The organism is Streptomyces sp. NBC_00654, from assembly GCF_026341775.1.
In the GTDB taxonomy this organism is placed as follows: domain Bacteria; phylum Actinomycetota; class Actinomycetes; order Streptomycetales; family Streptomycetaceae; genus Streptomyces.
On record NZ_JAPEOB010000002.1, the window covers coordinates 1,036,336 to 1,058,888 of the forward strand.

Below are 22,553 nucleotides of genomic sequence, written 5' to 3' on the forward strand. Positions count from 1 at the left end.
TACTCTGGACCGGACAACCGGCACGAAACGGGGACGTCCCCATCGGGAGTGAACAGATGGATCACAGCGGGCACGGCATGAACATGGATCTGCCGCCGTTCACGCTGGGCCGTGGACTCGAATTCTCCGCGGACCCGTTCTTCCTGACCGGCTGCGTACTCGCCCTCGCCCTGTACGGATACGCCGTGGTGCGGCTGCGCAGGCGCGGCGACGGCTGGCCGGTCAACCGGATCATCTTCTTCGTCGTCGGAGTGCTGAGCATCGCCCTGGTGATGTGCACCAAGCTCAACGACTACGGCATGGTCATGTTCAGCGTGCATATGGTGCAGCACATGGTGATCAGCATGCTGTCGCCGATCCTGCTGCTGCTGGGCGCTCCGGTGACGCTGGCGCTGCGGGCACTGCCGGTGGCGGGACGGGGCCGTACCGGGCCGCGCGAACTGCTGCTCATGCTGCTGCACAGCCGGTACATGAAGATCATCACGCATCCGGTATTCACGATTCCGCTGTTCATCGCCAGCCTCTACGGGCTGTACTTCACCCCGCTCTTCGACTTCCTGATGGAATCCAAGCCCGGTCACATCGCGATGATGGTGCACTTCCTCGCCGTCGGCCTGGTGTTCTTCTGGCCGATCATGGGGGTCGACCCGGGTCCGCACCGGCCGGGTTATGTGATGCGGATGCTGGAGCTGTTCGCGGGCATGCCGTTCCACGCGTTCTTCGGTATCGCCCTGATGATGGCGACCACGCCCATGGTGGAGACCTACCAGAACCCGCCGGCCTCGCTGGGCATCGAGGCGCTGAGCGATCAGGGCTGGGCCGGCGGCATCGCGTGGGCGTTCAGCGAGATCCCCTCGGTCCTGGTGCTCATCGCGCTGGTCTTCCAGTGGTACCGCTCCGAGCAGCGGGTCGCCAAGCGTGCGGACCGGGCCGCCGACCGGGACGGCGACCAGGAGCTGGCGGCGTACAACGCGTATCTCGCGTCTTTGCAGGCACGCGGACGGTAGCGCGGGGCCTGTCCACGGGGTGACCATGGGCTCAACGGCCGCCCGGCCGATGAGGAGCGTGCGCTCATGTCCGGATCGACGAAGACCATGGGAGTCATGACCGTCGGAGCACTGGTGGCGGTGACCGCGTACACGGTGGCTCTGGGGAGCAACGGCTGGCTCTGGTTCGGGTGGGTGGTGCTGGGTCTCATCACGCTCGGGATGCTCGCCACCCCTGACACTCCGGACCGGCCATGACCTGCTCCGGAGCGGGCGGCACCGAGGTGTGCGCGCAGCACCGCCCGGGTCGCGGGCGGCTGCGGGCGGCATCCCTCGTCGGGGTGGGAGACATGCCCCGCGGAGGCAGGGGCAGGAGCTGGGGGTGACCGGTGAGTACAGTCGTTCCGCGCCACCGGGGACCCTGGACCGACGGTCCTCCGCACCACGACGACCTGGTATCACACAGCCCTGACGCCGTCCCCGGCAGAGCGAGGTGCACACCCTCCGTGTTCTATTACGTCCTGAAATATGCCGTGCTGGGGCCCATTCTGCGGCTGCTGTTCCGGCCGCGGATCGAGGGTCTGGAGCACATTCCGGCCGACGGCGCGGCCATCGTCGCGGGCAATCACCTGTCGTTCTCCGACCACTTCCTGATGCCGGCGATCCTCAGGCGTCGCATCACCTTCCTCGCGAAGGCCGAGTACTTCACCGGGCCGGGGGTGAAGGGCAGGCTGACCGCCGCGTTCTTCCGCAGCGCGGGGCAGATTCCGGTGGACCGGTCGGGCAAGGACGCCGGGCAGGCGGCGATCCGTGAGGGCCTGGGAGTGCTGGGCAAGGGGGAGCTGCTGGGGATCTACCCGGAGGGCACCCGCTCGCACGACGGCCGGCTGTACAAGGGCAAGGTCGGGGTCGCGGTGATGGCGATCAAGGCCCAGGTGCCGGTGATTCCGTGCGCGATGGTCGGGACGTTCGAGATCCAGCCGCCCGGTCAGGTCGTCCCCCGGATCAGGCGGGTCACGATCCGGTTCGGTGAGCCGCTGGACTTCTCGCGCTATGCGGGCCTGGAGGACCGGAAGGCGGCGATCCGGGCGGTCACCGACGAGATCATGTACGCGATCCTGGGCCTCTCGGGCCAGGAGTACGTCGACGAGTACGCGGCCAAGGTGAAGGCCGGGCAGTCGGCGCAGCCGAAAAGGTTCCCGAAACTGCGACGCTGACGGCGAATTCGCGGGCGGCGAAGTCCGCCCGTCGGCAGGCCCGAATGCGCCTAGCGTTCCTCGCATGATCAAGGGAAACGCATGGGTGCTCGGAGCGACGGGACAGATCGGGCGGGCCGCCGTACGGGCCCTGGCCGAGGACGGCTGGGAGGTGACCGCCGCCTCGCTCGGCGGAGGCCGTGACGAGCGGTGGGCGGACGGCATCCGGACCATACGCCTCGACCGGAACGAGGAGGGCGCGCTCGCGGCGGCGCTCGGCCCGGGGTGCGACGTCCTGGTGGACATGGTGGCGTTCGACGCGGCGCATGCCCGGCAGTTGACGGGGCTGGCCGGGCGGATCGGCTCGGCGGTCGTCATCTCCAGCGGTGCGGTGTACGAGGACGAGCGGGGACGCGGTTTCGACACCCAGGGGGAACCCGACGGCGCACCGGTCTATCCGGTGCCCATCCCGGAGGAACAGCGCACGGTGGCGCCCGGGGACACGACGTACGGGACGCGGAAGGTCGAGCTGGAGGATCTGCTGCTGGCGGCGGGCGGGGAGCTGCCCGTGACCCTGCTGCGGGCGGGCGCGATCCATGGACCGTACTGCCGGACCCCGCGCGAGCTGTATTTCGTGAAGCGGGTGCTGGACGGCCGCAGGCGCCGGGTGCTGGCGTTCGGCGGGAGGAGCGTCTTCCATCCGGTCAACGCCGCCAATGTGGCCGAGCTGATCCGGCTGGCCGCGTCGCGGCCGGGCTCACGCGTACTGAACGCCGGTGACCCGCAGGCCCCGACGGTCGCGGAGATCGGTGCGGCGGTCGACGCGGTGCTGGGCGTGGAGACGGAGACCGTGCTGATGGCGGGGGCGCCCGGTGCGGACGGGGTCGGGGACAGCCCGTGGAGCATCGAGCATCCGGTGGTGTACGACATGTCGGCGGCGGAGCGTGAGTTGGGCTACCGCCCCGTGACGGGCTACGCCGAGTCGCTTCCCGGGACGGTCGAGTGGCTGTCCGCGCAGCTGGCCGGGCGGGAGTGGACGGACGCCTTCCCCAAGATGGCCCGGACGTACGGCCCGGGGCTCTTCGACTACGCGGCGGAGGACGCCTGGCTGGCCCGGTACGACGCCGGGACGGCCTGAGACCGGCCCCTGACGGGGCGGGACGGGACGACGGGGCGGGGCAGGACGGGACGGGACGGGCGGCCGGAGGAAACGCTCCGGCCGCCCGCCCCTGTGGTGCCGGGACGTTACGGCTTGGGCGTGGCGTGCGGGGTGCACGTCACGTCGCGCCGGTCGGTCTTCCCGGTGAGCAGGTAGGTGTCCACCCGCTCGTTGACGCAGGGGTTGACCAGGCCGGTGACGCCGTGCGAACCGGCGCCCTTCTCGGTGATGAGACGCGAGCCCTTGAACCGCTTGTGCAGCTCGACGGCGCCCTGGTACGGAGTGGCGGCGTCACGCGTGGCCTGCACGATCAGGACCGGCGGCAGACCCTTGCCGGTCTTGACGTTCAGCGGGGTCTGCTGCTTGGACGACCAGGTCGCGCAGGGCAGGTTCATCCAGGCGTTCGCCCAGGTCATGAACGGGTAGTCCTTGTGCAGCCTGGTGTTGTCGCGGTCCCACTTGCGCCAGCTGGTGGGCCACTTGGCGTCCGCGCACTCGACGGCCGTGTACACGGCGTTGCCGTTCTCCGAGGAGATGTTGCCCGCGATGTCCGACATGTCGGGGGCAGCGGCGTCGATCAGCGCCTGGGTGTCGCCGCCCAGGTAGTCGCTCCAGGTCTGGGCGACGAGCGCCCAGGTGGAGTCGTAGTACGGCGCGTTCTGGAAGAAGCTGATGAGCTCGGCGGGTCCGACGACGCCACCGATCGGGCTCTTCTTGGCGGCCGCGCGCAGCTTGAGCCACGCCTTTTCGACCTTCTCGGGCGTGTCGCCGATGTGGTAGGCGGCGTCGTTCTTGGCGACCCACGCCTTCCAGTCGTTCCAGCGGGTCTGGAAGGCGATGTCCTGGTTCAGGTTGGCCTGGTACCAGATGTTGTCCTTCGACGGGTCGACCACACTGTCGACGACCATGCGGCGCACATGGTCCGGGAACAGCGTGCCGTACACCGCACCGAGGTAGGTGCCGTAGGAGACGCCCAGGAAGTTGAGCTTCTTCTCACCGAGCGCGGCGCGGATGACATCCAGGTCGCGTGCGGTGTTGGGGGTGGTCATGTGCGGCAGCATGTCGCCGCTGCGCTCGGCACAGCCGTCCGCGTACTCGGCGGCGAGCGTGCGCTGGGCGCGCTTGTCGGCCTCGCTGTCGGGAACCGGGTCGGCCTTCGGGGCCTTCACGAACTCCTGCGGGTCGATGCAGGAGATCGGCGCCGAGTGACCGACACCGCGCGGGTCGAAGCCCACGAAGTCGTACGCCGCCGCGGCCTTGGCCCACAGCGGGTTCTTGTTGACGATCCGCTTCGGGAACGCCATGCCGGAGCCACCGGGGCCGCCGGGGTTGTAGAGGAGCGCTCCCTGGCGCTCCGCCTTCGTGCCGGTGCTGACGTGGCGGTCGACGGCGAGCTTGATCTTCTTGCCGTTCGGCTTCGCGTAGTCGAGCGGTACGGTCACCCATCCGCACTGGATGGGCCGGGCTATCGCCCAGTCGGCCGGACAGTCCGTCCAGTCGATCCCGGCCGAGGCCGCCCGCTCCGCGGCGATCCTGACGCCGCGCGCCTCGGAGCCGCCGCTGTGGTGGCGTCCGTCGGCAGTGGCCGCGGGTGCGGCGATCGCGCCCGCTATGAGCGTGCCCGCGATCAGAGCGCCGGCCGAGCCGAGCACTGCTGTGCGTCTCAAGTGGATCCTCCCCCATTATCCGATGCGCCGCCGGTGGCAACGCAGTTCATCGGGACTTCCCCGAGATCCTTTCGTCTGTGGGGTTCCCGAGAACAGTGCGTACGCGTGTTTCTTTACCGAACCAATAACCGGTGACTCCGGTCCCGCTGAGCGGACTCACGCCCCACGAGGCGACGGCAGCTCTTTCAGCAGGTCGTCCAGCGCTTCGTCCAGCACGCGTCGCAGCAGCCGGGCATCGGCGGCCACAGCGGTCAGCAGTGCGGCGGGGCCGGCCAGCGGGGTGAGCGCGGCGGTGTCGCCGAAGAGCCGCGGCCGGGCCGGGGCGGCGTCGAAGTACGGGTCCACCACGAGGAGTTGGCCGACCGCCCGGTGGCCGCCCAGGACGGCCGGACCGTCCCAGCCGCCGGGCGCCCCCGGACCGTACGCCAGCTGCTGATCAAGCAGGGGGCGGCCCGCCCGGCGGACGGTGAGCCGGGTGGCGAACGTTCCGGTGCCCTCCCCGTGGCGGCCGAGGATCTGCTCCTCGCGCAGCACCAGCCGTGCGGTGGCGGCGAGTTCGACCCGGGTCTCCATGTGCAGCTCGCTGCCGTACGCGGAGATGAGCTGTTCCGGTAGCCAGCGCAGTTCCGCCCCCTCCCCCACGGCCAACTCCACTGCGTATCCGGCGGGTTCGGCGTCCGGCCCGGATCCTGGAAGCGCGACCGTGGCAGCCGCCGAGTCGACCGTCAGCCGGGCACCGGCCTCGACCCGCGCCTCGATGGTGAGGCGGTCCCCGCCCAACGGCGCGCTCATCGCACCGACGACGGTGACCCTGGCGCCGGAGCCACCGACGGCCCGGGTGCGGCGCAGGGCGAGCGGCCCGCCGCTCTCCAGCACGGGGAGCACGGTGGCGCCCCTGGCGTCGGTGACGGCGACGATCCGGGCCGTCGCCCGCACGCTCACGCGGTCCAGGCGGCGAGCTGCGCCCGTACCCAGTCCGCGACCGGGCGGACACCCTCGGCGGAGGTCAAGGAGGTGAGGACGACGGGGAGTTCACCGCGCTGCTCGGCGGCGTCCCGGGCCATCCGCTCCAGGTCCGAGCCGACGTACGGGGCGAGATCGGTCTTGTTGATGACCAGCAGATCGGCGGTGGTGACGCCGGGACCGCCCTTGCGCGGGATGTCGTCGCCGCCCGCCACGTCGATGACGAAGACCTGGGCGTCGACCAGCCCCTTGGAGAAGGTGGCGGTGAGGTTGTCGCCACCGGACTCGACGAGGATCAGATCGAGCGGGCCCACCGAATCCTCCAGCTCCTCGACCGCTTCGAGGTTGGCGGAGATGTCGTCCCTGATGGCGGTGTGCGGGCAGGCCCCCGTCTCCACCGCCTGGATGCGCTCGGGGGGCAGCACGGCGTTGCGGAGGAGGAAGGCGGCGTCCTCGCGGGTGTAGATGTCATTGGTGACGACGGCTATGGAGAGCCGGCCGCGCAGGGTGCGGCACAGCGCGGCGACGGTCGCGGTCTTGCCCGAACCGACCGGTCCGCCGAGTCCGATCCGCAGGGCCCGGCGGGTGCCGTCGGGGCGTGCGGCATCCGCGCCGACGGCAGCGGGTCCGTCGTGGGAGTGGTCGAGGTGCATGGGGTGCGGCTCCTGGTTCTTGCGGAGTTACGAGGCGAACAGCCGGACGGGCCGGGCCGCGTGTGCCTCGGCGGCGATGTCGAGCAGTGGGGCCGAGGCGGCGGGCAGGGCGTCGATGCCCTGACGTGCGACAGCGGCGGCCCGGTCGGCGACACGGTCGAGTTCGGGGGCGAGCCGGGCGAGGACGGCGGTGGCCTGGAAGGGGTCCAGGGAGAGCAGCCGGACCACCGCGGAGGCAGGCCCGCTGACCGTTTCGTACGCGGCGCAGTGCGCGGCGTCCACGGGCCCGATTCCCGCGGCGCGGGCGGTGAGGCCGAGGACGACGGGCTGGTGGGCACCGCGCGGCCGGGCGGCGGCGAGCGCGGCGAGTTCCGCGCTCGGCCAGGTGGCACGGGCGGCCCGCATCAGCTGTCGGCCGAGTCGGCGCGCGGTGGCGCGCAGCGCGGGTGACGGGGTGCGGGCGTCGGCGGCCTCGTCGAGCGCGAGCGGGTCGAGGCCGTGGGCGGCCGCCGCGGCGAGTGCCGCGGCGGTGAGTCCGGTGGTGTGCAGCCGGCCCCGGCAGAAATCGGCGAGGTCGTCGGCGGTACGGATGCGTCCTGCCGTGACGGCCGGTTCGGCGCCGCCGGAGTGGGCGTGGCCTCCGGCCGGGAACCGGCCGTCGGCGAGGACGAGCAGAGCTGCGCGTGACATGGCTCTTGCTCCGGTCAGAAGAGGAAGTAGCGCTGGGCCATCGGGAGTTCCGCGGCAGGCGCGGGTTCGACCCTCTCGCCGTCGATGGTGACGGCGAAGCTGTCGGGGTCGACATGGACATGCGGCAGGGCATCGTTCTCGCGCATGTCCGCCTTGGTGACGCCCCGGGTGCTGGTGATCGGCACGAACCGCTTGCCGAGGCCGAGCCGTTCGGGAAGCCCGTCCTCGATCGCGACGGCCGCGACGAAGTTGAAGGAGTTGGCGGCGGGCGCCCGGCCGGTCGCGCCGAACATCGGACGGGGCAGCACCGGCTGCGGAGTGGGGATGGAGGCGTTGGCGTCCCCCATCTGCGCGTATGCGATCTGCCCGCCCTTGATGACGGTCTGCGGCTTGACCCCGAAGAAGACCGGATCCCAGAGCACGAGGTCGGCGAGCTTGCCGGTCTCGACCGAGCCGATCTCGCGGTCGAGCCCTTGCGCCGCTGCCGGGTTGATCGTGTATTTGGCGACATACCGACGGACCCGGTGGTTGTCGGCTGCTCCGTCGCCGGGCAGCGCGCCACGCCGCCGCTTCATCACATGGGCGGTCTGCCAGGTCCGCAGGACGACCTCGCCGACGCGGCCCATCGCCTGGGCGTCGGAGGAGATGATCGAGATCGCGCCGAGGTCGTGCAGGATGTCCTCGGCCGCGATGGTGGAGGGCCGGATCCGGGACTCGGCGAACGCGAGGTCCTCGGGGACCGCGGGGTTGAGGTGGTGGCAGACCATCAGCATGTCGAGGTGTTCCTCGATGGTGTTGACGGTGTGCGGCCGGGTGGGGTTGGTGGAACTCGGCAGGACGTAGGGCTCCGAGACCACGGTGATGATGTCGGGGGCATGCCCGCCCCCCGCGCCCTCGGTGTGGTAGGCGTGGATGGAGCGCCCGGCTATCGCGGCGAGGGTGTCGGCGACGAATCCGGCCTCGTTGAGGGTGTCCGTGTGGATGGCGAGCTGGGCGCCCGTCTCCTCGCAGACGCCGAGGCAGGCGTCGATGACGGCCGGGGTGGCACCCCAGTCCTCGTGGATCTTGAATCCGAGTGCGCCACCGCGCAGTTGTGCGTGCATGGCGTCGCGGGACATCGTGTTGCCCTTGCCGAGCAGCCCGATGTTGACCGGGTACGCCTCCAGCGCCTCGAACATCCGGGCGAGGTGCCAGGAGCCGGGCGTGATGGTGGTCGCCTTGGTCCCCTCGGCGGGACCGGTGCCACCGCCGACCAGTGTGGTCACCCCGCTGGAGAGTGCCTGGTCGACGATGGTCGGCGAGATGAAGTGGACATGCGCGTCGATGGCACCCGCCGTGAGGAACTTCCCGTTGCCCGCGATGATCTCGGTCTCGGGCCCGATGACCAGGTCGGGGTGGACCCCGTCCATGGTGTCGGGGTTTCCGGCCTTGCCGATCCCGGTGATCCGGCCGTCCCGGATGCCGATGTCGGCCTTGACGATGCCCCAGTGATCGATGATCACCGCGCCGGTGACGACGGTGTCGGGGGCACCCTCGGCGCGCGTGGTGCGTGCCTGGCCCATGGATTCGCGGATCACCTTGCCGCCGCCGAACACGGCCTCGTCCCCGGCGAGTCCGGGGCCGCCGGAGCGGTCCTCCTCGATCTCGACGAGGAGGTCGGTGTCGGCGAGCCGGATACGGTCGCCGGTGGTGGGCCCGAACAGATCGGCGTACACGGCACGGCTGAGTTCAGGCATCGAGGCCGCCTCCGGTCTCGCCGCGCAGGCCGGGGACGACGCGGCGCCCGGCGATCGGGACGAGTTCGATGTCGACGGGGATGCCGGGTTCGAAGCGCACCGCCGTACCCGCGGCGATGTGGAGCCGCAGCCCACGGGCGGCCGACCGGTCGAAGCGGAGCCCCGGGTTGGCCTCGGCGAAGTGGTAGTGGGAGCCGACCTGGACAGGGCGGTCGGCGGCGTTGAGGACGGTGAGCCGGGTGACGGGGCGGCCCGCGTTGAGCGGCACGGGGCCGTCCGCGTACAGGATCTCTCCGGGAATCATCGGCGGCGCTCCCCGTCAGACGATCGGGTCGTGGACGGTGACGAGCTTGGTGCCGTCCGGGAAGGTGGCCTCGACCTGTACGTCGTGCAGCATCTCGGGTATGCCGTCCATGACTTCGGCCCGCGTGAGCAGTCCGCGTCCGGACGCCATCAGTTCGGTGACGGTGCGGCCGTCCCGGGCGCCCTCCAGCAGATGCGAGGTGATCAGGGCGACAGCCTCGGGATGATTGAGCCGAAGCCCGCGTGCCCGGCGCTTCTCCGCGACATCGGCGGCCACATGGATGAGCAGACGTTCCTGCTCGTGCGGGGTCAGTTGCACGCTTCCACCTCATCGTCTTCCGCCCAGTACCGGCCCTGGGCGCAGCGGGACCCTATCCCGCCCTCAACAGTCTGTTGAAGGTCGAACAGGGGCCTCACGGCCAGGTATTGCACGTTAGGGCGGAAGTTTTTCCGTGGCGTTAACTGATCTTTTGCGGATCCATGGAGATCGGGCCGCGCAACCCGTTCGCCGGCGCGTCGGGCCGGACGTCCCGTTCGCCGGCGCATCGGGCCGGACGTCCCGAAGCCGCCGGAGAGACCTATCGGCCGTCAGTCGTCACGGTCGTGGTGCCCGCGGTGCTCGGCGGCGATCCCGAAGCGGCGCCGTTCGCCCGGAGCGGAGGTCGTGGAGCTGATCGAGGACACCGAGCTGATCACCTGATCCTGCGCGGCGGCCTCCTCGCCTTCGAGTCGCTGGAGGTCGGCGGCGGAGACCAGCGCGACCAGCGGCTTGCCGTGCCGCGTCACGACCACGCGCTCGCCGCCGTAGACGACACGGTTGATCAGTTCGGCGAGCTCTGCCCGCGCTTGCGTCACCGGAATCTCGTAGGCCATGCCCCTAGCCTATGCAATGTCCACCTGGTCCGCCGTGGCCCGTGGCGACAGCGATTGGCCAGGTCAGAGGCTCTCGCGCGCTCCCGTGCGCTCTCGTCTGTGAGAGATGTGCGAGACGCGGTGGGACGGAGAGTCTTCCGGTCGCGCTGAATCCTGGCAGGTCGCAGCGGGGACCGACGCCTCGCATGACGCGATCGGGATGGTGCGGCCGACATCCTGGCCACGAGGTCTCCCGGCCGGGTCCGACGACGTCGGCGGGCGGCTCATCAAAACCGGCATACGGCGCGCACAGCCCCGGTCCGGCCCCGGAAGCAGCGCGCCCCGTGCCCGACGCCTCCGCCGGGTGCGCCCTGTTCCCGAAGCTGCCGCGAGGCGGGAGGCAACTCTCCGCAATCGGAGTGACACCCGGAACACATCTGCCACGCTCTGCGCCGGCTTCTTCCCCACCGGCCGGAGACGCATGTGGTCCACGAGACGATCCAGCCCTCTACGTCCACGGCGCGGTGAACTCCGCTGTGAACCGGCCGGGAGGCTCGGCGCAGCGGCCGTGCCCGCCGCAGGCCCCCGCCAGGCCCGCCAGGCCCGCCACCGACAGCCTCGCTTCAGCCATCCCATGACCGTGATCAGCGACCGCCCCGCCGAGGTCGAGGACCGGGCGGTTCCAGGTCACGGGGAGGGCGACTTGATCATCGGAGGAACAGCGTCTCGGCGATCGGCACCCCGGGGGAACGCTCCACCCGCCACGTCATGCACCTGCACCTGCCCGCCGACCACGGCGCCGAAGCCGTCACCGGCCAACTCGACCGCCGCCCACGCGAAACGCTCGACCGGACATGTATCCGTCGGCGACAGGCGGCGCTGCGACCCCGATGCGGTCGCCGAGAGGGCCGGCTCTGCGCGCGTACGATGAGCGGCATGTCGTCCGATGCTTCTGTGTCCTCCGTGTGGCCGGTCCTGCACTACGACGACACGGGCAGGGCTCTGCGTTTTCTGGTCGATGTCCTGGGGTTCGCGCAGGCGGTTGCGGCACCGGACGAGCACGGCGGTATCGGACATGCTGAGCTGCGTTGGCCTGGCGGTGGTGCGCTGGTGTTCGGTTCGACCCGGCATACCGACAGCGTGCACGGCGCGATGCGGTCCGGTACCAGCGCGGTCTATGTGGTGAGCGATGACGTGGACGCAGTGCATCGGCGGGTGGTCGATGCCGGCGGTGAGGTCGTCGAACCGCCGCACGAATCCCGGCTCGGTTCGGGCGCCGCGGCGTACGTGTGCACCGTGCGGGACCCCGAGGGCAACCTGTGGACCTTCGGCTCCTACCACGGCCCTTCGCCGTCGTAGGAAGTCTGGAACAGCCGGGAACCCCGGCATGTGTGCCGGGGTCCGCGGCTGTGGGGCTGCGGGCGGGGGGTCAGTGGCTGGTGAGTTCGCCGGTGAGCCTGCCGTGGAGGTCGGCGCTCGGGTCGTTCAGGCCGATGATCTCCACCGCCTTGCCGCGCTGCTTGTACTTGGCCTCGATGGCGTCGAGGGCGGCGACCGAGGAGGCGTCCCAGATGTGGGCGGCGGACAGGTCGATGATGACCTTGTCGGGGTCGCCGGCGTAGTTGAACTGGCCGACGAGGTCGTTGGAGGAGGCGAAGAACAGCTCGCCCCTCACGGAGTAGACCATGGTGGTGTTGTCGGGGTCGGTGGTGGCGGTGACGCGGGCGAGGTGGGCGACGCGCTTGGCGAAGATGACCATGGCGGTGACCGAGCCGACGACGACGCCGATGGCGAGGTTGTCGGTGGCGACCACCACGATCACGGTGATGACCATGACGACGGTCTCACCGGCGGGCATCCGCTTCAGTGTCTTCGGGGCGATGGAGCGCCAGTCGAACGTCGCGAAGGACACCATCACCATGACGGCGACCAGGGCGGCCATGGGAATGTCGGAGACGACCGGGCCGAAGCCGATGCACAGCACCATCAGGAACGCGCCCGCCAGGAAGGTCGAGAGGCGGGTGCGGGCGCCGGACACCTTCACGTTGATCATGGTCTGGCCTATCATCGCGCAGCCGCCCATGCCGCCGAAGAAGCCGGTGACGATGTTGGCGATGCCCTGACCGATGGACTCACGGGTCTTGGAGGAGCGGGTGTCGGTGATGTCGTCGACCAGCTTCGCCGTCATCAGCGACTCCATCAGGCCGACCAACGCCATCGCAAGCGCATAGGGGGCGATGGTGGTCAGGGTGTCCAGGGTGAACGGCACATCGGGCAGGCCGGGGACGGGCAGGGAGGACGGCAGGTCGCCCTTGTCGCCGACGGTGGGTACCGCGATGCCGGCGGCGACCGTGATGACCGTGAGGATGACGATCGACACGAGCGGGGCCGGGATCACCTTGGTGACCTTCGGGAAGAACACCAGGAGCGCGAGCCCCGCCACGATGAGCGGGTGGACGGGCCAGGGCACGTCGTGCATCTCCGGCACCTGGGCCATGAAGATCAGGATCGCGAGGGAGTTGACGAAGCCGACCATCACGCTGCGCGGCACGAACCGCATCAGCTTCGCCACGCCGAGTGCGCCGAGGACGATCTGGAGAGCACCGGCCAGGATCACGGCGGCGACGAGATAGCCGAAGCCGTGCTCACGGTTCAGCGGAGCGATCACGAGCGCGACAGCGCCGGTCGCAGCCGAGATCATGGCGCGTCGGCCGCCGACGATGGAGATGGTCACGGCCATCGTGAAGGAGGCGAACAGGCCGATCGCCGGGTCGACTCCGGCGATGATGGAGAACGAGATCGCTCGGGGATCAACGCGAGAGCGACGACGAGACCGGCAAGGACCTCGGTGCGCCAGACCTTCGGATTGTTCAGCCAGTCGGGACGCAGATCGCGCAGTCGCGTGGCCGCGAACGGTGCGGACGTAGACAAGAGCAAGTACCTGTCGTACTCGGGCACACCTGGCATCACCCCGGGCGTGCGAGAAGGCGCAAGAAGACCGGGCGGCCATCCGCGAAGCCCGCGTACGGCGGACTGAAGTCAGAAGAGGCGGCAGGCACGGTCGGAAGCACCGCGGGGCGCCGCTCAGGGGCGAAGGGTCACGGCGGGCAGACCGCTGCGCCGGGCAACAGAGGTGTGCGCACGCTTCTCTCCTGCAGGCGTCGGTCTTCGCCGGGGCATCGCATCGTCGGCCGGCTGACGGTCACGGGGGCGTTCCCGCACCATGAGAGCGGACAGCACGGAGCTGATCCCCGCGATCACTTACTCTACCCTGACGTTAGGGTAGAGATCGGCGTCGGCCGTATGTGGCCTCGGCGACAGAGAGAGGAAGGCGCCCGCGTGAGCAGCGAGCACATGCAGATCGGCGAGGTCGCCGCGCGGACCGAGCTGTCCCTGCGCACCATCCGGCACTACGAGGAGACCGGCCTGGTCATCCCCTCCGCCCGCTCCCAGGGCGGGTTCCGGCTCTACACCGACGCCGATGTCGCCCGCCTCATGATCATCCGCCGGATGAAGCCGCTCGGTTTCACCCTGGACGAAACGCGCGACCTTCTGGCGGCCACCGACCGCCTCGACTCCGGCGAGGAGCTGCCCGCCGAGGTGCGGGAGCAACTCCTGGCGCAAGTACGGGAGTACGAGCGGGCCGCCACCCGGAAGATCGAGGAGCTGCGGGTCCAGCTGGCCCGCGCCGAGGACTTCGCCACCACCCTCCGTACCCACGTGGACCACGCCGCTCCTGCTACCCGGCGCTGACTGGCTCTCCGGTTCCCACTTCCGGGTTCGTCTTCGCCGGGAGGCGGGTGCACCCCCTTCCGCCACGGCCTGGAGGAACGGGGCCTTTCCCGGCGGGCAAGCAGTCCCTGGCCGCAGCCCGGACGGCAGGCGGCGGACGCCACCAGTGGGACGGCGTCCTGCCCGCTTCCACCGTGCTGGTGGAATGGCCCGCCGACCAGGACGGGCCGACGGGCTACTGGATCGAACCTGTCGCCCGAGACTCCCGTCGCCGGCCTGGTGCGGTGGGCGAAGATGCGCCCTGGGCTGTCGGCGTGGCGCGCTCAAGACGGACCCGGAGCTCGTGCTCGGCCTCGGCGAACCCGGCAGGCAGTTCCGGCAGGAGGGCAAGGGCAGCGGCGATGATCTCCGCCGGCGCCCGCAGGTCCTCGTGGACCGCCCGGAACAGCACGTCCGCTTCCATCGGGGCCAGTTGGTAACGCCACGTCGGGTGGGCGTGCGACGCGGCGTAGTGGGCGGTCAGGATCTCGGCGGGTGACAGTTCGGCTCCGCACCGACGCAGGAACATCGCCAGGCCGTAACGGTTGATGAGCCCGCAGATCTCCTCGGCGTCGGCCTGGTTGCGGCGGTGCGCGTCGTGGATCTCGTACACCACGGCGTACACGAGCGCGCGTTCCCGTTCCGTGCGAGGCGCCGGGAACGGCTCGTCCCGCAACGACTTCTCGACGTCCGGCGCACTGACGAAGGGGCGACGGCCCGTGCTGGTGGCGGAGGAGACCGTCAGGCGGACGGCCCCAAGTGCGGCGGAGTTCTGCGAGAGCCCGCGCACATACCGTAGGCGCTCGCTCGCCTCCGGCTCGGCCTCCCCGCAGGCTGCCCGCACCTGCGCGACCGTCGGCCCGTCGGTCCACGAGAACACCCACGCGCGTGCGGAGCCGGACCACTCGGCCTCGATCGCCTCCTGCCGGTCGGAGGCGAGGCCGAACCGTGCGGTGATCGTACGGGCGAGTCGGCGAAGGCGCGTCGCGCGGTCGGAAACCATCTCACTCAGTATCCATGAGGCACCGATGGCGCGGGCGGCGCTGCTGCGCCAGCACGCCGCCCGCGCCGGAGCCTGCCGCCCGCATCGACCTGGCCGCGGCCGATCTGCTCGGCAAGCTCGCCCCGGTTGCAACCGGTCACGCCATCGCGCTGATACCCGGGGTGCTGACGTGCGCGCTGCGGGCCGACGTCACCACAGTGGGCCTCGTCTGTCCCCCGGCCCGCGGCATCTGCACGCTCACACCACGCGGTGCCCCCCACCCTTCCGCGGCGCCCCTGTTCGACCAGCTCGCCACAGCCTTCGGCTCGGTTGTCGGCGGGGCTGAGACAAGTCCTGTCATCGCATGGCCCCCACACCTTGGCTGAGGGCCGGGCGGCCGTTGGAGACAGGATCTCGTGGAACCGTCTACGGGTTGCCTCGTGAACGGCGCGTCAAGAGGAGGTCGGCTCGCCGCCGTCGCTTTCGCCATAGTCGCTTTCGGTGTTCTCGGCGCCGCCGGGGCTGTCCTGCGGGCCGTTCCCGGCGTCGGAGTAGTCCCGGTACCCGAAATCCCCGACGTTCGCAGCATCGTCGGCACCGCCGTCCGCGCCACTGCCCGATCCGTCGTCCGAGTCACTGCCCGGCCCGCGGTCCGGGCTGGCGGCGGCATCACGCCCGTCCCCCGAGTCGCCACTGTCCTCGCTTCCCGAGTCGTCCCGGTCGTCGACGTCCTCCAAGTCATCCCTGTTGTCATCGCTCTCCGAGTCGTCACCCGTACCGTCTTCACGTGGGGGGCGGCCGTGTCGGGGGATCGCCCGGACCCATCCTCGGCGTGATCGGTCGGGTGAAGCGGGGCGCGGCGGGGGCGAGGGAGCGGGGTGGCTGTCACAAACCGAGTTGCTGTCCGGTCCTGAGGGATGACTGGACGGTGTTCCCCATGGCGCCGTCGATGTCTTCGGTCAACGCTCGTCAAGAGGAGAACAATATGAGCCGGGTCAGCATCGAACGCCCCGATGCACGGGGGTATGACGAATTGGTTCCGTCGCGCTATGCGCTGAAGGTCGGTGACATCGATGTGATGGTGATCAGCGACGGTGTGCTGCCGATTTCCCCGGCGACATTGGCCACCAACGCCGCCTCGGCCGACCTGGCCGCCTGGCTCAGGGACATGTTCCTGCCGCCGGAGGTGCTCGACTGGCCACTGAATGTGGCCGTGGTGCGCAGCGGTGGCCGGACCATCCTCATCGATTCCGGGCTGGGGACAGAGTTTCCGGGCTTCCCGCGGGCCGGGCAGTTGGCCATGCGACTGGACGCCGCCGGGATCGATCCCGCGTCCGTGACCGACGTGGTGCTCACCCACTTGCACATGGACCACATCGGCGGGCTGCTCGTCGATGGGCTGAGAGGCCGGCTGCGCCCGGACCTGCGGGTCCATCTGGCGTCCGCCGAGGCGGAGTTCTGGGAAGCACCTGATTTCTCCCGCACCGACATGCCGGCACCGGTGCCGGACGTGCTGCGAACGACCGCCTCGCGGTTCCTGGACGTGTACCGCAGCCAGTTGCAGCCGTTCGAGACGGAGTACGAGGTGGCGCCAGGAGTGAGGATCTGTCGCACCGGCGGTCACACCCCCGGCCACAGCATCGTCCGCCTGGAGTCCGGTGGCGACCGGCTGATGTTCGCGGGCGATGCCGTGTTCCAGTGCGGGTTCGACAAGCCCGAGTGGCACAACGGCTTCGATCACGACCCCGAGGAGTCGGCCCGCATCCGGACCCGTCTCCTGAAGGAGCTGGCGGCGAGCGGCGAGCAATTGGTGGCCACTCACCTGCCGTTCCCGTCCGTCTGCCACGTTGCGGCCGCCGGCAACGCCTTCCGTTTCGTACCGACCGTCTGGGACTACTGACCGCACTCCGGCCGGGGCCGACGCGTGAGCAGCGCGTGAGCAGCGCGTGAGAGGCCGGCTCTGATTCGTAGCCCTGGTGGTCAACTGAGCAGGGTGGAGCGGTGCCACCCATACGGGCACTTCAGCTTCTCCTGCCGCACGTGGAGAGAGCCGGGTCCTGTTTCCGGGCGGCGTGCAGGGTGCATTCCCCGCCCCACCAGCGCCGGTACACGGGACCCCGGCGAGCTGCCGGGTTCCCACGTCAGGCTGCGCGTCAAGCGAATTGCCCGCCCGGGACCGTGCCGGTGTCCGGGCCGCTCATCGCTTCACCTTGGCGGTCTTCGACGCGGTGCGTTCCGGGCGGCCGCAGCCTCCCGGCGGACTGCGGCCGGATACCTGCTTCCCCTCCACAGGACGAGGCTCTCCATAAATCTTTGAATTGCGAAATTATGCAATTCACTACATGCTGTGGTGGTCGTGCATGGAGATGGCCGCTGACACGGCACTGGATGACACCCCGGGGTACCGGGGCAGTGAAGGGGGTCCGCGATGGTGCCGGTGCCGCTGTACCAGGCCAAGGCCGAGTTCTTCCGGATGCTCGGGCACCCGGTCCGCATACGCGTGCTCGAACTTCTGCAGGGCGGGCCGATGCCGGTGCGCGACCTGCTCGCGGCGATCGAGGTGGAGCCCTCCGCGCTGTCGCAGCAACTGGCCGTGCTGCGCCGCTCGGGCATTGTTGCCTCGACCCGGGAGGGCTCGACGGTGGTGTACGAGCTGGCGGGCGGGGACGTCGCGGAATTGATGCGGGCCGCGCGGCGGATCCTGACCGAGATGCTGGTTGGGCAGAACGAACTCCTGGAAGAACTGCGGGGAGCCGAGGTCGCCGCCCGGTGAGTACGTTGCTTGCCCTGTCCTGGGACCGCGTCTCCGCTCTGCTGCCTGCCCGCGCCGACTTCGCCGTCATGGCCCGCAACCCGCGCCGCGACCTGCTCGCCGGCCTCACCGTCGCCGTCGTCGCGCTGCCGCTCGCCCTCGGCTTCGGAGTCTCCTCCGGCCTCGGCGCCGAAGCCGGGCTGGCGACCGCCGTGGTGGCCGGCGCCCTTGCCGCACTGTTCGGCGGCTCCAACCTCCAGGTCTCCGGCCCCACCGGCGCGATGACGGTCGTGCTGGTGCCCATCGTCGCCCGGTACGGGCCCGGCGGGGTACTGACGGTGGGGCTGATGGCCGGTGCCCTGCTGATCGCGCTCGCGCTGCTGAAGGCCGGCCGGTACATGCGCTACCTCCCGGCGCCGGTGGTGGAGGGCTTCACCCTCGGCATCGCCTGCGTCATCGGCCTCCAGCAGGTCCCCAACGCGCTCGGGGTGGCCAAGCCGGAGGGCGAGAGGGTCCTCGTGGTGACCTGGCACGCGGCCGAAGAGTTCGTGACGGCCCCCAACTGGGCCGCCGTGAGCCTTGCCGTCGCCGTGGCGGCTGTGATGCTGCTGGGTGCTCGCTGGCGCCCCACCATCCCGTTCTCGATCGTCGCGGTCCTCGCGGCGACCCTGGCAGCCCAGCTTCTCCACCTGGATGCGGCCGCCCCGATCGGCGAGCTGCCCTCCGGGCTGCCCGCACCCTCGCTCGGTTTCCTCGACCTGTCCGCGCTGGGCTCACTGCTCGCTCCGGCCGTCGCGGTCGCGGCGCTGGCGGCGTTGGAGTCGCTGCTGTCGGCGACCGTCGCGGACGGCATGACGGTGGGCCAGCAGCACGACCCGGACAAGGAACTGTTCGGGCAGGGCATCGCGAACCTGGCCGCCCCGCTGTTCGGCGGCGTCCCCGCCACCGCGGCCATCGCCCGTACCGCCGTCAACGTCCGCACCGGCGCGGGATCCCGGCTCGCCGCCCTCACCCACGCCGCCGTCCTCGCGGTCATCGTGTTCGCCGCCGCCCCGCTCGTCTCCCGGATCCCCCTGGCGGCGCTGGCCGGGGTGCTCCTTGCCACCGCGATCCGCATGGTCGAGGTCGGCGCGCTGCGGGCGATGGCCCGAGCGACCCGCGCGGACGCGCTGGTCCTGGTCCTGACCGCCCTCGCCACGCTCGCCCTGGATCTGGTCTACGCGGTCATCATCGGCCTCGTCGTGGCCGGAGCGCTGGCGCTGCGCGCGGTTGCCAACCAGGCCCGCATGGACCAGGTCGACCTTCGCCCGGATCTGCCCGGCGAGCACAGCGACGAGGAACATGCCCTGTTGGCCGAGCACATCGTGGCCTACCGGATCGACGGGCCGCTGTTCTTCGCCGGCGCCCACCGCTTCCTCCTGGAGCTCTCCGAGGTCGCCGACGTGCGAGTGGTGATCCTGCGCATGTCGCGGGTGTCGACCATGGACGCGACCGGCGCGCTGGTCCTCAAGGACGCGGTGCAGAAGCTGAACCGGCGCGGCATCGCCGTGCTGGCCTCCGGGATTCGTCCCGGCCAGCGCCAGGCTCTGCGATCGGTCGGCGCACTGGACCTGCTGCAGGTGGAGGGCCGGGAGTACGCCACCACCCCGGAGGCCATCGCCGGGGCCCGCGCCCACCTGCACCGGGCCGGGCTGCTGCCCGCCGCCCCCGACACCGAGGAGGCTTCCCGATGACCGCCCCCACCACACGCCACATGGTCGAGGTGTCCGGCACCGAGGCACTGTGGCTGCTCGAAAGCGCCGCCCAGGGCCGCCTGGCATATGTCCAGCGCGAGCAGCCGGTGCTTCGTCCGGCCGTCCACATCCTGGAGTACGGCCGTCTGATCGTCCGCACCCCGGCCCAGGCCGCCGCCCTGTCCGTACGGGCCCGGCTCACCTATCAGTCGGACGAGATCAAGGTGGCCGGCGGCACCGGCTGGACCGTGACCGCCACGGGCCCGGCCGAGGTGATCACCGATCCGGACGAGGCCGCACACTACCGCCGTACCCTGCCCGGCTGGGCGCACGGACCGCACGACACCCTGGTGCGCATCCGTCCGCAGACGGTGACCGGGTTCCGCCTGGCCCACGCCGAGGCCGCCCGATGAGCATCCACCTCGAATCACTTCCCCTGCGGCATGTGTTGACGCTGCCCGCGATGGGCTCGGCGGTGAGGCTCGCGCGAGAGACCACCGAACAGGTCCTGATGGAGTGGGGTGTCAGCCGACGCCACCCCACAGTGGATCCGGCGCTGCTGATCCTGTCCGAGCTGGTGGCCAACAGCGTCCGGCATGCCGCGGCGCTGTCCCCGAATGTCACCGTGATCTACGCGGCCGGCCAGGGCTCCTTCGCCTTCGCGGTCCACGACCGCCACCCGTACCAGCCCGCCCTGCTCGCTTCGGTCACCGGCAACAGCAGCGGTGGACTGGGCACCGTCATGGAGCTCACCCTCGGGCTGGGCGGTACCGCCGTGGTCCGGGGCGATGCGGACGGCGAGGGCAAGAGCATCTGGATCACCCTCCCCCTGTGAAAGACCGAGGCAGCAGCGGACGGCCGTGCAACGGCGCTACCCCACATGGGCGTTCCGACCCGGGCGGACCGCCAACTCGCCGATGGGGGACGGCGCCTGGAACGTGCCGCGATCCCCGCGTACGGCTCCCTGGTCCCGGACAGCGCGTGTCCGCCGATCCCCGTGCACCGCGATCCGCCCGCCGCCCTCGCAGCCCACCGGGTGGTGACCGGTGAGCAGCGGCAGGGGTGCAGCGACGCGCGGCCCGGCGGGCACGCCGAGGCAACATGGAGCCTGATGCAGAAGATGCACCAGAAAGATCAAGGCAAGGAAAGACGAGGAAAGACCATGAGTGATGTGACCGAGAAGCTGCCACCGTGCCCCGAGTGCTCCGGTGCGTACACCTACGAGATGGGCGCGCTGCTGATCTGTCCCGAATGCGGCCACGAGTGGTCACCCGTCTCCGCCGAACCCGCTGGCAGCGGTGCCGAGAACGGGGTGATCCGGGACGCGGTCGGCAACGTGCTCGCCGACGGCGACACGGTCACGGTGGTCAAGACGCTGAAGGTCAAGGGCAGCCCGTCCGGGATCAAGGCGGGCACCAAGGTACGCAACATCCGTCTCGTGGACGGAGTGGACGGCCACGACATCGACTGCAGGATCGACGGATTCGGGCCCATGCAACTCAAGTCCAGCGTGGTCAAGAAAGCCTGATCACACGCCTCGGCCCCTCGCCGGCCGAGCACGACACGGGAAGGTGGTCCCGCCCTCGGCGAGGACGGGAACTGCTGCGCCGCAGGGGTGAGGAGGCGCGAGGTGCTCGGCGAGCGCGGCGCGGTCGCGTGCGGCGCGGGCCCGCAGCAGGTCCAGGGCCCGCCGGGCCGCCTCGTTCATCAAGAATCGGTGAGGTCCTTGAAGCCCTTGAAGTCCTTCATCGTCTCTCCGTGGCCGAGCGGGACCCGGACAGGCCCCTCCGCACGCCCCGGGGACCCAGCTTCTCTTCGCGGGCGTGTCAGGGGCGTTCAATGCGGCACCCAGATCGGTGTGGACCGTCACCGCGATCAGACGGTTGGCCGTCAGGGTCCGCGCATGGGCAGGACGCCGGTGCCGCACAGGGCCGGCGGATGGGAGCGGCCCGATACGCGCCGGGCCGGTTCGAAGGCGTCCGACAAGCACGTGACACGCGGGCCGGGCACCTCAGGAGGGCTCCGCCGGAGCCGGGCAGTCGGGGGATGCGGGCCAGACCTTCCTCTCACGGCTTTCCTCATTGCCAGTCTTAGCAATTACCAAGGTCATCATGCGTGGGTGAGGGCGCAAGGATGTCCCCATGACGAAGAGTTTTGAGCGGATGCGATGCACACTGCACGCACGACAGCGGACCACGGGCACCCCGGCAGTCCCTTCCGGTGCGGGGCGGGCGCTGTGAGCGCGCCGCTCTACCAGCTGAAGGCGGAGTTCTTCAAAACCCTCGGCCACCCGGTCCGCATCCGGGTGCTGGAACTCCTCAGCCGGCGCGAGCACGCGGTCTCCGAAATGCTCAGGGAGGTGGACATCGAAGCGGCCCACCTCTCCCAGCAACTGGCCGTACTGCGCCGCGCCAACCTCGTCACCCCCCGCCGAGAGGGCTCGGCCGTCTACTACTCACTGACCAACCCCCAGGTGGCGGAACTGCTGCGGGTCGCGCGCACGATCCTGTCCGGTGTGCTGGCAGGCCAGGCCGAACTGCTGGCCGACCTCCAGGCCGCCGAACCGGAGACCTCACCCCTGCGGCGCGGGTCGTCGTAGCCGGCCGCTCCCCCGAACGGCGGTCGTCTCTCAACGGAACTCATTCCGCGCTCTGGACAGCGGAGAGACGGCCGCCTCCCACCCGGCCACAGCCAGGGCCGGCCGGGGGTACGAGGCGTGCAACCAGCCGGGGCGAGGCTCAAGGGACAAGGCCCTTGCCTGCCCGGCGAACATCAGGATCGACTCCGCCGACCACACCGGTCCTACCGCACGTTCGAGCGCCAGACACTGCTCGTACCGGCGCACCGCCAGTCCTCCTCGCGCTTTCGGCCGCTCGGCTACCGCTGACGTTCACTTGTTGGCGTGCTGGCCCACGTAGAACAGCAGCCACACGAATCCCGCGAACAGGTGCGTGCCGAAGATGTAGAAGAAGGCACGCAGGACAACTCCCCGCTCCTTCCAGCTCTCGATGTCCCGCTCTCCCGCCCCGGCTGCGGGCGCCGCCTCGTCCTCGGCCTCATCGCTCACGGCATGTCTCCCGTCCTGGTGCAGCTGTGGTGTCCGGCGTGGC

General features: G+C 70.4%; 25 protein-coding genes and 3 pseudogenes. 15 read left to right on the plus strand and 13 right to left on the minus strand.

Annotation, left to right across the window (positions count from 1 at the left end; genetic code table 11):
* Positions 1 to 56: 56 nt before the first annotated feature.
* The 4 genes from OHA98_RS24805 to OHA98_RS24820 all read left to right on the plus strand — a co-directional run bounded on the left by OHA98_RS24805 (position 57) and on the right by OHA98_RS24820 (position 3,320).
* A complete protein-coding gene (locus OHA98_RS24805; RefSeq protein ID WP_266928955.1) occupies positions 57 to 1,007 on the plus strand; it encodes a cytochrome c oxidase assembly protein in 951 nt (316 codons plus the stop codon).
* Positions 1,008 to 1,073: 66 nt separating this feature from the next.
* A complete protein-coding gene (locus tag OHA98_RS24810) occupies positions 1,074 to 1,244 on the plus strand; it encodes a hypothetical protein (RefSeq protein WP_266928956.1) in 171 nt (56 codons plus the stop codon).
* A 248-nt stretch (positions 1,245 to 1,492) separates the two neighbouring features.
* The gene (locus OHA98_RS24815; RefSeq protein WP_266928957.1) at positions 1,493 to 2,203 is read left to right on the plus strand and encodes a 1-acyl-sn-glycerol-3-phosphate acyltransferase; all 711 of its coding nucleotides are present in this window, start codon (positions 1,493 to 1,495) and stop codon (positions 2,201 to 2,203) included.
* 85 nt (positions 2,204 to 2,288) lie between these two features.
* Positions 2,289 to 3,320, plus strand: coding sequence for an NAD(P)-dependent oxidoreductase (locus OHA98_RS24820; RefSeq protein ID WP_266930891.1), 1,032 nt, complete (start codon positions 2,289 to 2,291; stop codon positions 3,318 to 3,320).
* A gap of 107 nt (positions 3,321 to 3,427) precedes the next feature.
* Here the strand turns inward: OHA98_RS24820 and OHA98_RS24825 are convergent, their stop codons facing one another.
* The 9 genes from OHA98_RS24825 to OHA98_RS24865 all read right to left on the minus strand — a co-directional run bounded on the left by OHA98_RS24825 (position 3,428) and on the right by OHA98_RS24865 (position 10,836).
* Positions 3,428 to 5,008: an alpha/beta hydrolase gene (locus tag OHA98_RS24825; RefSeq protein WP_266928958.1), complete on the minus strand. Its 1,581-nt coding sequence runs from the start codon at positions 5,006 to 5,008 to the stop codon at positions 3,428 to 3,430.
* A 156-nt stretch (positions 5,009 to 5,164) separates the two neighbouring features.
* Positions 5,165 to 5,950, minus strand: a complete 786-nt coding sequence (locus tag OHA98_RS24830; RefSeq protein WP_266928959.1) for an urease accessory protein UreD — start codon at positions 5,948 to 5,950, stop codon at positions 5,165 to 5,167.
* Complete coding sequence (gene ureG / locus OHA98_RS24835; RefSeq protein WP_266928960.1) at positions 5,947 to 6,624, minus strand: urease accessory protein UreG; 678 nt, start codon at positions 6,622 to 6,624, stop codon at positions 5,947 to 5,949. The genes OHA98_RS24830 and ureG overlap by 4 nt, the downstream gene beginning before the upstream one ends.
* A gap of 27 nt (positions 6,625 to 6,651) precedes the next feature.
* Positions 6,652 to 7,314 (minus strand): urease accessory protein UreF, encoded by a 663-nt coding sequence (locus tag OHA98_RS24840; protein WP_266928961.1) that lies wholly within the window; start codon positions 7,312 to 7,314, stop codon positions 6,652 to 6,654.
* 14 nt (positions 7,315 to 7,328) lie between these two features.
* Positions 7,329 to 9,050 carry an urease subunit alpha gene (locus OHA98_RS24845; RefSeq protein WP_266928962.1) on the minus strand — a complete coding sequence of 574 codons (1,722 nt, stop codon included), beginning with the start codon at positions 9,048 to 9,050 and terminating at the stop codon, positions 7,329 to 7,331.
* Complete coding sequence (locus OHA98_RS24850; protein ID WP_266928963.1) at positions 9,043 to 9,354, minus strand: urease subunit beta; 312 nt, start codon at positions 9,352 to 9,354, stop codon at positions 9,043 to 9,045. The genes OHA98_RS24845 and OHA98_RS24850 overlap by 8 nt, the downstream gene beginning before the upstream one ends.
* A gap of 15 nt (positions 9,355 to 9,369) precedes the next feature.
* Positions 9,370 to 9,672, minus strand: a complete 303-nt coding sequence (locus OHA98_RS24855; RefSeq protein ID WP_266928964.1) for an urease subunit gamma — start codon at positions 9,670 to 9,672, stop codon at positions 9,370 to 9,372.
* A gap of 269 nt (positions 9,673 to 9,941) precedes the next feature.
* Positions 9,942 to 10,226 (minus strand): type II toxin-antitoxin system Phd/YefM family antitoxin, encoded by a 285-nt coding sequence (locus OHA98_RS24860; RefSeq protein ID WP_266928965.1) that lies wholly within the window; start codon positions 10,224 to 10,226, stop codon positions 9,942 to 9,944.
* A 487-nt stretch (positions 10,227 to 10,713) separates the two neighbouring features.
* Complete coding sequence (locus OHA98_RS24865) at positions 10,714 to 10,836, minus strand: hypothetical protein (protein ID WP_266928966.1); 123 nt, start codon at positions 10,834 to 10,836, stop codon at positions 10,714 to 10,716.
* A gap of 9 nt (positions 10,837 to 10,845) precedes the next feature.
* Between OHA98_RS24865 and OHA98_RS24870 the strand changes: the two are divergent.
* Both OHA98_RS24870 and OHA98_RS24875 read left to right on the plus strand, forming a co-directional pair.
* Positions 10,846 to 10,991, plus strand: a pseudogene (locus OHA98_RS24870) (IS30 family transposase); the annotation flags it as partial.
* A 150-nt stretch (positions 10,992 to 11,141) separates the two neighbouring features.
* Positions 11,142 to 11,564 (plus strand): VOC family protein, encoded by a 423-nt coding sequence (locus tag OHA98_RS24875; protein ID WP_266930893.1) that lies wholly within the window; start codon positions 11,142 to 11,144, stop codon positions 11,562 to 11,564.
* 70 nt (positions 11,565 to 11,634) lie between these two features.
* On the opposite strand, the pseudogene OHA98_RS24880 reads toward OHA98_RS24875, so the two are convergent.
* A pseudogene (locus tag OHA98_RS24880) lies at positions 11,635 to 13,136 on the minus strand (SulP family inorganic anion transporter).
* A gap of 408 nt (positions 13,137 to 13,544) precedes the next feature.
* Between OHA98_RS24880 and OHA98_RS24885 the strand changes: the two are divergent.
* Entirely contained in the window at positions 13,545 to 13,958 is a 414-nt protein-coding gene (locus OHA98_RS24885; RefSeq protein WP_266928967.1) for a MerR family transcriptional regulator, read from the plus strand.
* Between the two features lie 214 nt (positions 13,959 to 14,172).
* On the opposite strand, the gene OHA98_RS24890 is transcribed toward OHA98_RS24885, so the two are convergent.
* A complete protein-coding gene (locus tag OHA98_RS24890; protein WP_266928968.1) occupies positions 14,173 to 14,979 on the minus strand; it encodes a hypothetical protein in 807 nt (268 codons plus the stop codon).
* Positions 14,980 to 15,013: 34 nt separating this feature from the next.
* Between OHA98_RS24890 and OHA98_RS24895 the strand changes: the two are divergent.
* A pseudogene (locus OHA98_RS24895) lies at positions 15,014 to 15,344 on the plus strand (LysR family transcriptional regulator); the annotation flags it as partial.
* A gap of 66 nt (positions 15,345 to 15,410) precedes the next feature.
* Here the strand turns inward: OHA98_RS24895 and OHA98_RS24900 are convergent.
* The gene (locus OHA98_RS24900; protein WP_266928969.1) at positions 15,411 to 15,695 is read right to left on the minus strand and encodes a hypothetical protein; all 285 of its coding nucleotides are present in this window, start codon (positions 15,693 to 15,695) and stop codon (positions 15,411 to 15,413) included.
* Between the two features lie 248 nt (positions 15,696 to 15,943).
* Between OHA98_RS24900 and OHA98_RS24905 the strand changes: the two genes are divergently transcribed.
* The 7 genes from OHA98_RS24905 to OHA98_RS24940 all read left to right on the plus strand — a co-directional run bounded on the left by OHA98_RS24905 (position 15,944) and on the right by OHA98_RS24940 (position 22,042).
* Positions 15,944 to 16,858, plus strand: a complete 915-nt coding sequence (locus OHA98_RS24905; RefSeq protein WP_266928970.1) for an MBL fold metallo-hydrolase — start codon at positions 15,944 to 15,946, stop codon at positions 16,856 to 16,858.
* A 531-nt stretch (positions 16,859 to 17,389) separates the two neighbouring features.
* Complete coding sequence (locus OHA98_RS24910; protein WP_266930894.1) at positions 17,390 to 17,731, plus strand: metalloregulator ArsR/SmtB family transcription factor; 342 nt, start codon at positions 17,390 to 17,392, stop codon at positions 17,729 to 17,731.
* The gene (locus OHA98_RS24915; protein ID WP_266928971.1) at positions 17,728 to 19,443 is read left to right on the plus strand and encodes a SulP family inorganic anion transporter; all 1,716 of its coding nucleotides are present in this window, start codon (positions 17,728 to 17,730) and stop codon (positions 19,441 to 19,443) included. The genes OHA98_RS24910 and OHA98_RS24915 overlap by 4 nt, the downstream gene beginning before the upstream one ends.
* A complete protein-coding gene (locus tag OHA98_RS24920; protein ID WP_266928972.1) occupies positions 19,440 to 19,856 on the plus strand; it encodes a pyridoxamine 5'-phosphate oxidase family protein in 417 nt (138 codons plus the stop codon). The genes OHA98_RS24915 and OHA98_RS24920 overlap by 4 nt, the downstream gene beginning before the upstream one ends.
* On the plus strand, positions 19,853 to 20,278 hold the full coding sequence (locus OHA98_RS24925) for an ATP-binding protein (protein ID WP_266928973.1): 426 nt from the start codon (positions 19,853 to 19,855) through the stop codon (positions 20,276 to 20,278). The genes OHA98_RS24920 and OHA98_RS24925 overlap by 4 nt, the downstream gene beginning before the upstream one ends.
* Before the next feature lie 336 nt (positions 20,279 to 20,614).
* On the plus strand, positions 20,615 to 20,971 hold the full coding sequence (locus tag OHA98_RS24935) for a zinc ribbon domain-containing protein YjdM (protein WP_323179669.1): 357 nt from the start codon (positions 20,615 to 20,617) through the stop codon (positions 20,969 to 20,971).
* Positions 20,972 to 21,679: 708 nt separating this feature from the next.
* On the plus strand, positions 21,680 to 22,042 hold the full coding sequence (locus OHA98_RS24940; RefSeq protein ID WP_266928974.1) for a helix-turn-helix transcriptional regulator: 363 nt from the start codon (positions 21,680 to 21,682) through the stop codon (positions 22,040 to 22,042).
* Between the two features lie 291 nt (positions 22,043 to 22,333).
* Here OHA98_RS24940 and OHA98_RS24945 read toward each other — a convergent pair whose 3' ends face one another.
* On the minus strand, positions 22,334 to 22,453 hold the full coding sequence (locus OHA98_RS24945; RefSeq protein WP_266930896.1) for a DUF6126 family protein: 120 nt from the start codon (positions 22,451 to 22,453) through the stop codon (positions 22,334 to 22,336).
* Positions 22,454 to 22,553 lie beyond the last annotated feature (100 nt).

Bases quoted from the DNA above. Each gene is read 5' to 3' on its own strand.
- OHA98_RS24805 (WP_266928955.1), top strand. From the start codon at position 57: ATGGATCACAGCGGGCACGGCATGAACATGGATCTGCCGCCGTTCACG.
- OHA98_RS24810 (WP_266928956.1), top strand. From the start codon at position 1,074: ATGTCCGGATCGACGAAGACCATGGGAGTCATGACCGTCGGAGCACTG.
- ureG (WP_266928960.1), bottom strand. From the start codon at position 6,624: ATGCACCTCGACCACTCCCACGACGGACCCGCTGCCGTCGGCGCGGAT.
- OHA98_RS24840 (WP_266928961.1), bottom strand. From the start codon at position 7,314: ATGTCACGCGCAGCTCTGCTCGTCCTCGCCGACGGCCGGTTCCCGGCC.
- OHA98_RS24845 (WP_266928962.1), bottom strand. From the start codon at position 9,050: ATGCCTGAACTCAGCCGTGCCGTGTACGCCGATCTGTTCGGGCCCACC.
- OHA98_RS24850 (WP_266928963.1), bottom strand. From the start codon at position 9,354: ATGATTCCCGGAGAGATCCTGTACGCGGACGGCCCCGTGCCGCTCAAC.
- OHA98_RS24860 (WP_266928965.1), bottom strand. From the start codon at position 10,226: ATGGCCTACGAGATTCCGGTGACGCAAGCGCGGGCAGAGCTCGCCGAA.
- OHA98_RS24865 (WP_266928966.1), bottom strand. From the start codon at position 10,836: ATGGCTGAAGCGAGGCTGTCGGTGGCGGGCCTGGCGGGCCTGGCGGGG.
- OHA98_RS24875 (WP_266930893.1), top strand. From the start codon at position 11,142: ATGTCGTCCGATGCTTCTGTGTCCTCCGTGTGGCCGGTCCTGCACTAC.
- OHA98_RS24890 (WP_266928968.1), bottom strand. From the start codon at position 14,979: ATGGTTTCCGACCGCGCGACGCGCCTTCGCCGACTCGCCCGTACGATC.
- OHA98_RS24905 (WP_266928970.1), top strand. From the start codon at position 15,944: ATGAGCCGGGTCAGCATCGAACGCCCCGATGCACGGGGGTATGACGAA.
- OHA98_RS24920 (WP_266928972.1), top strand. From the start codon at position 19,440: ATGACCGCCCCCACCACACGCCACATGGTCGAGGTGTCCGGCACCGAG.
- OHA98_RS24925 (WP_266928973.1), top strand. From the start codon at position 19,853: ATGAGCATCCACCTCGAATCACTTCCCCTGCGGCATGTGTTGACGCTG.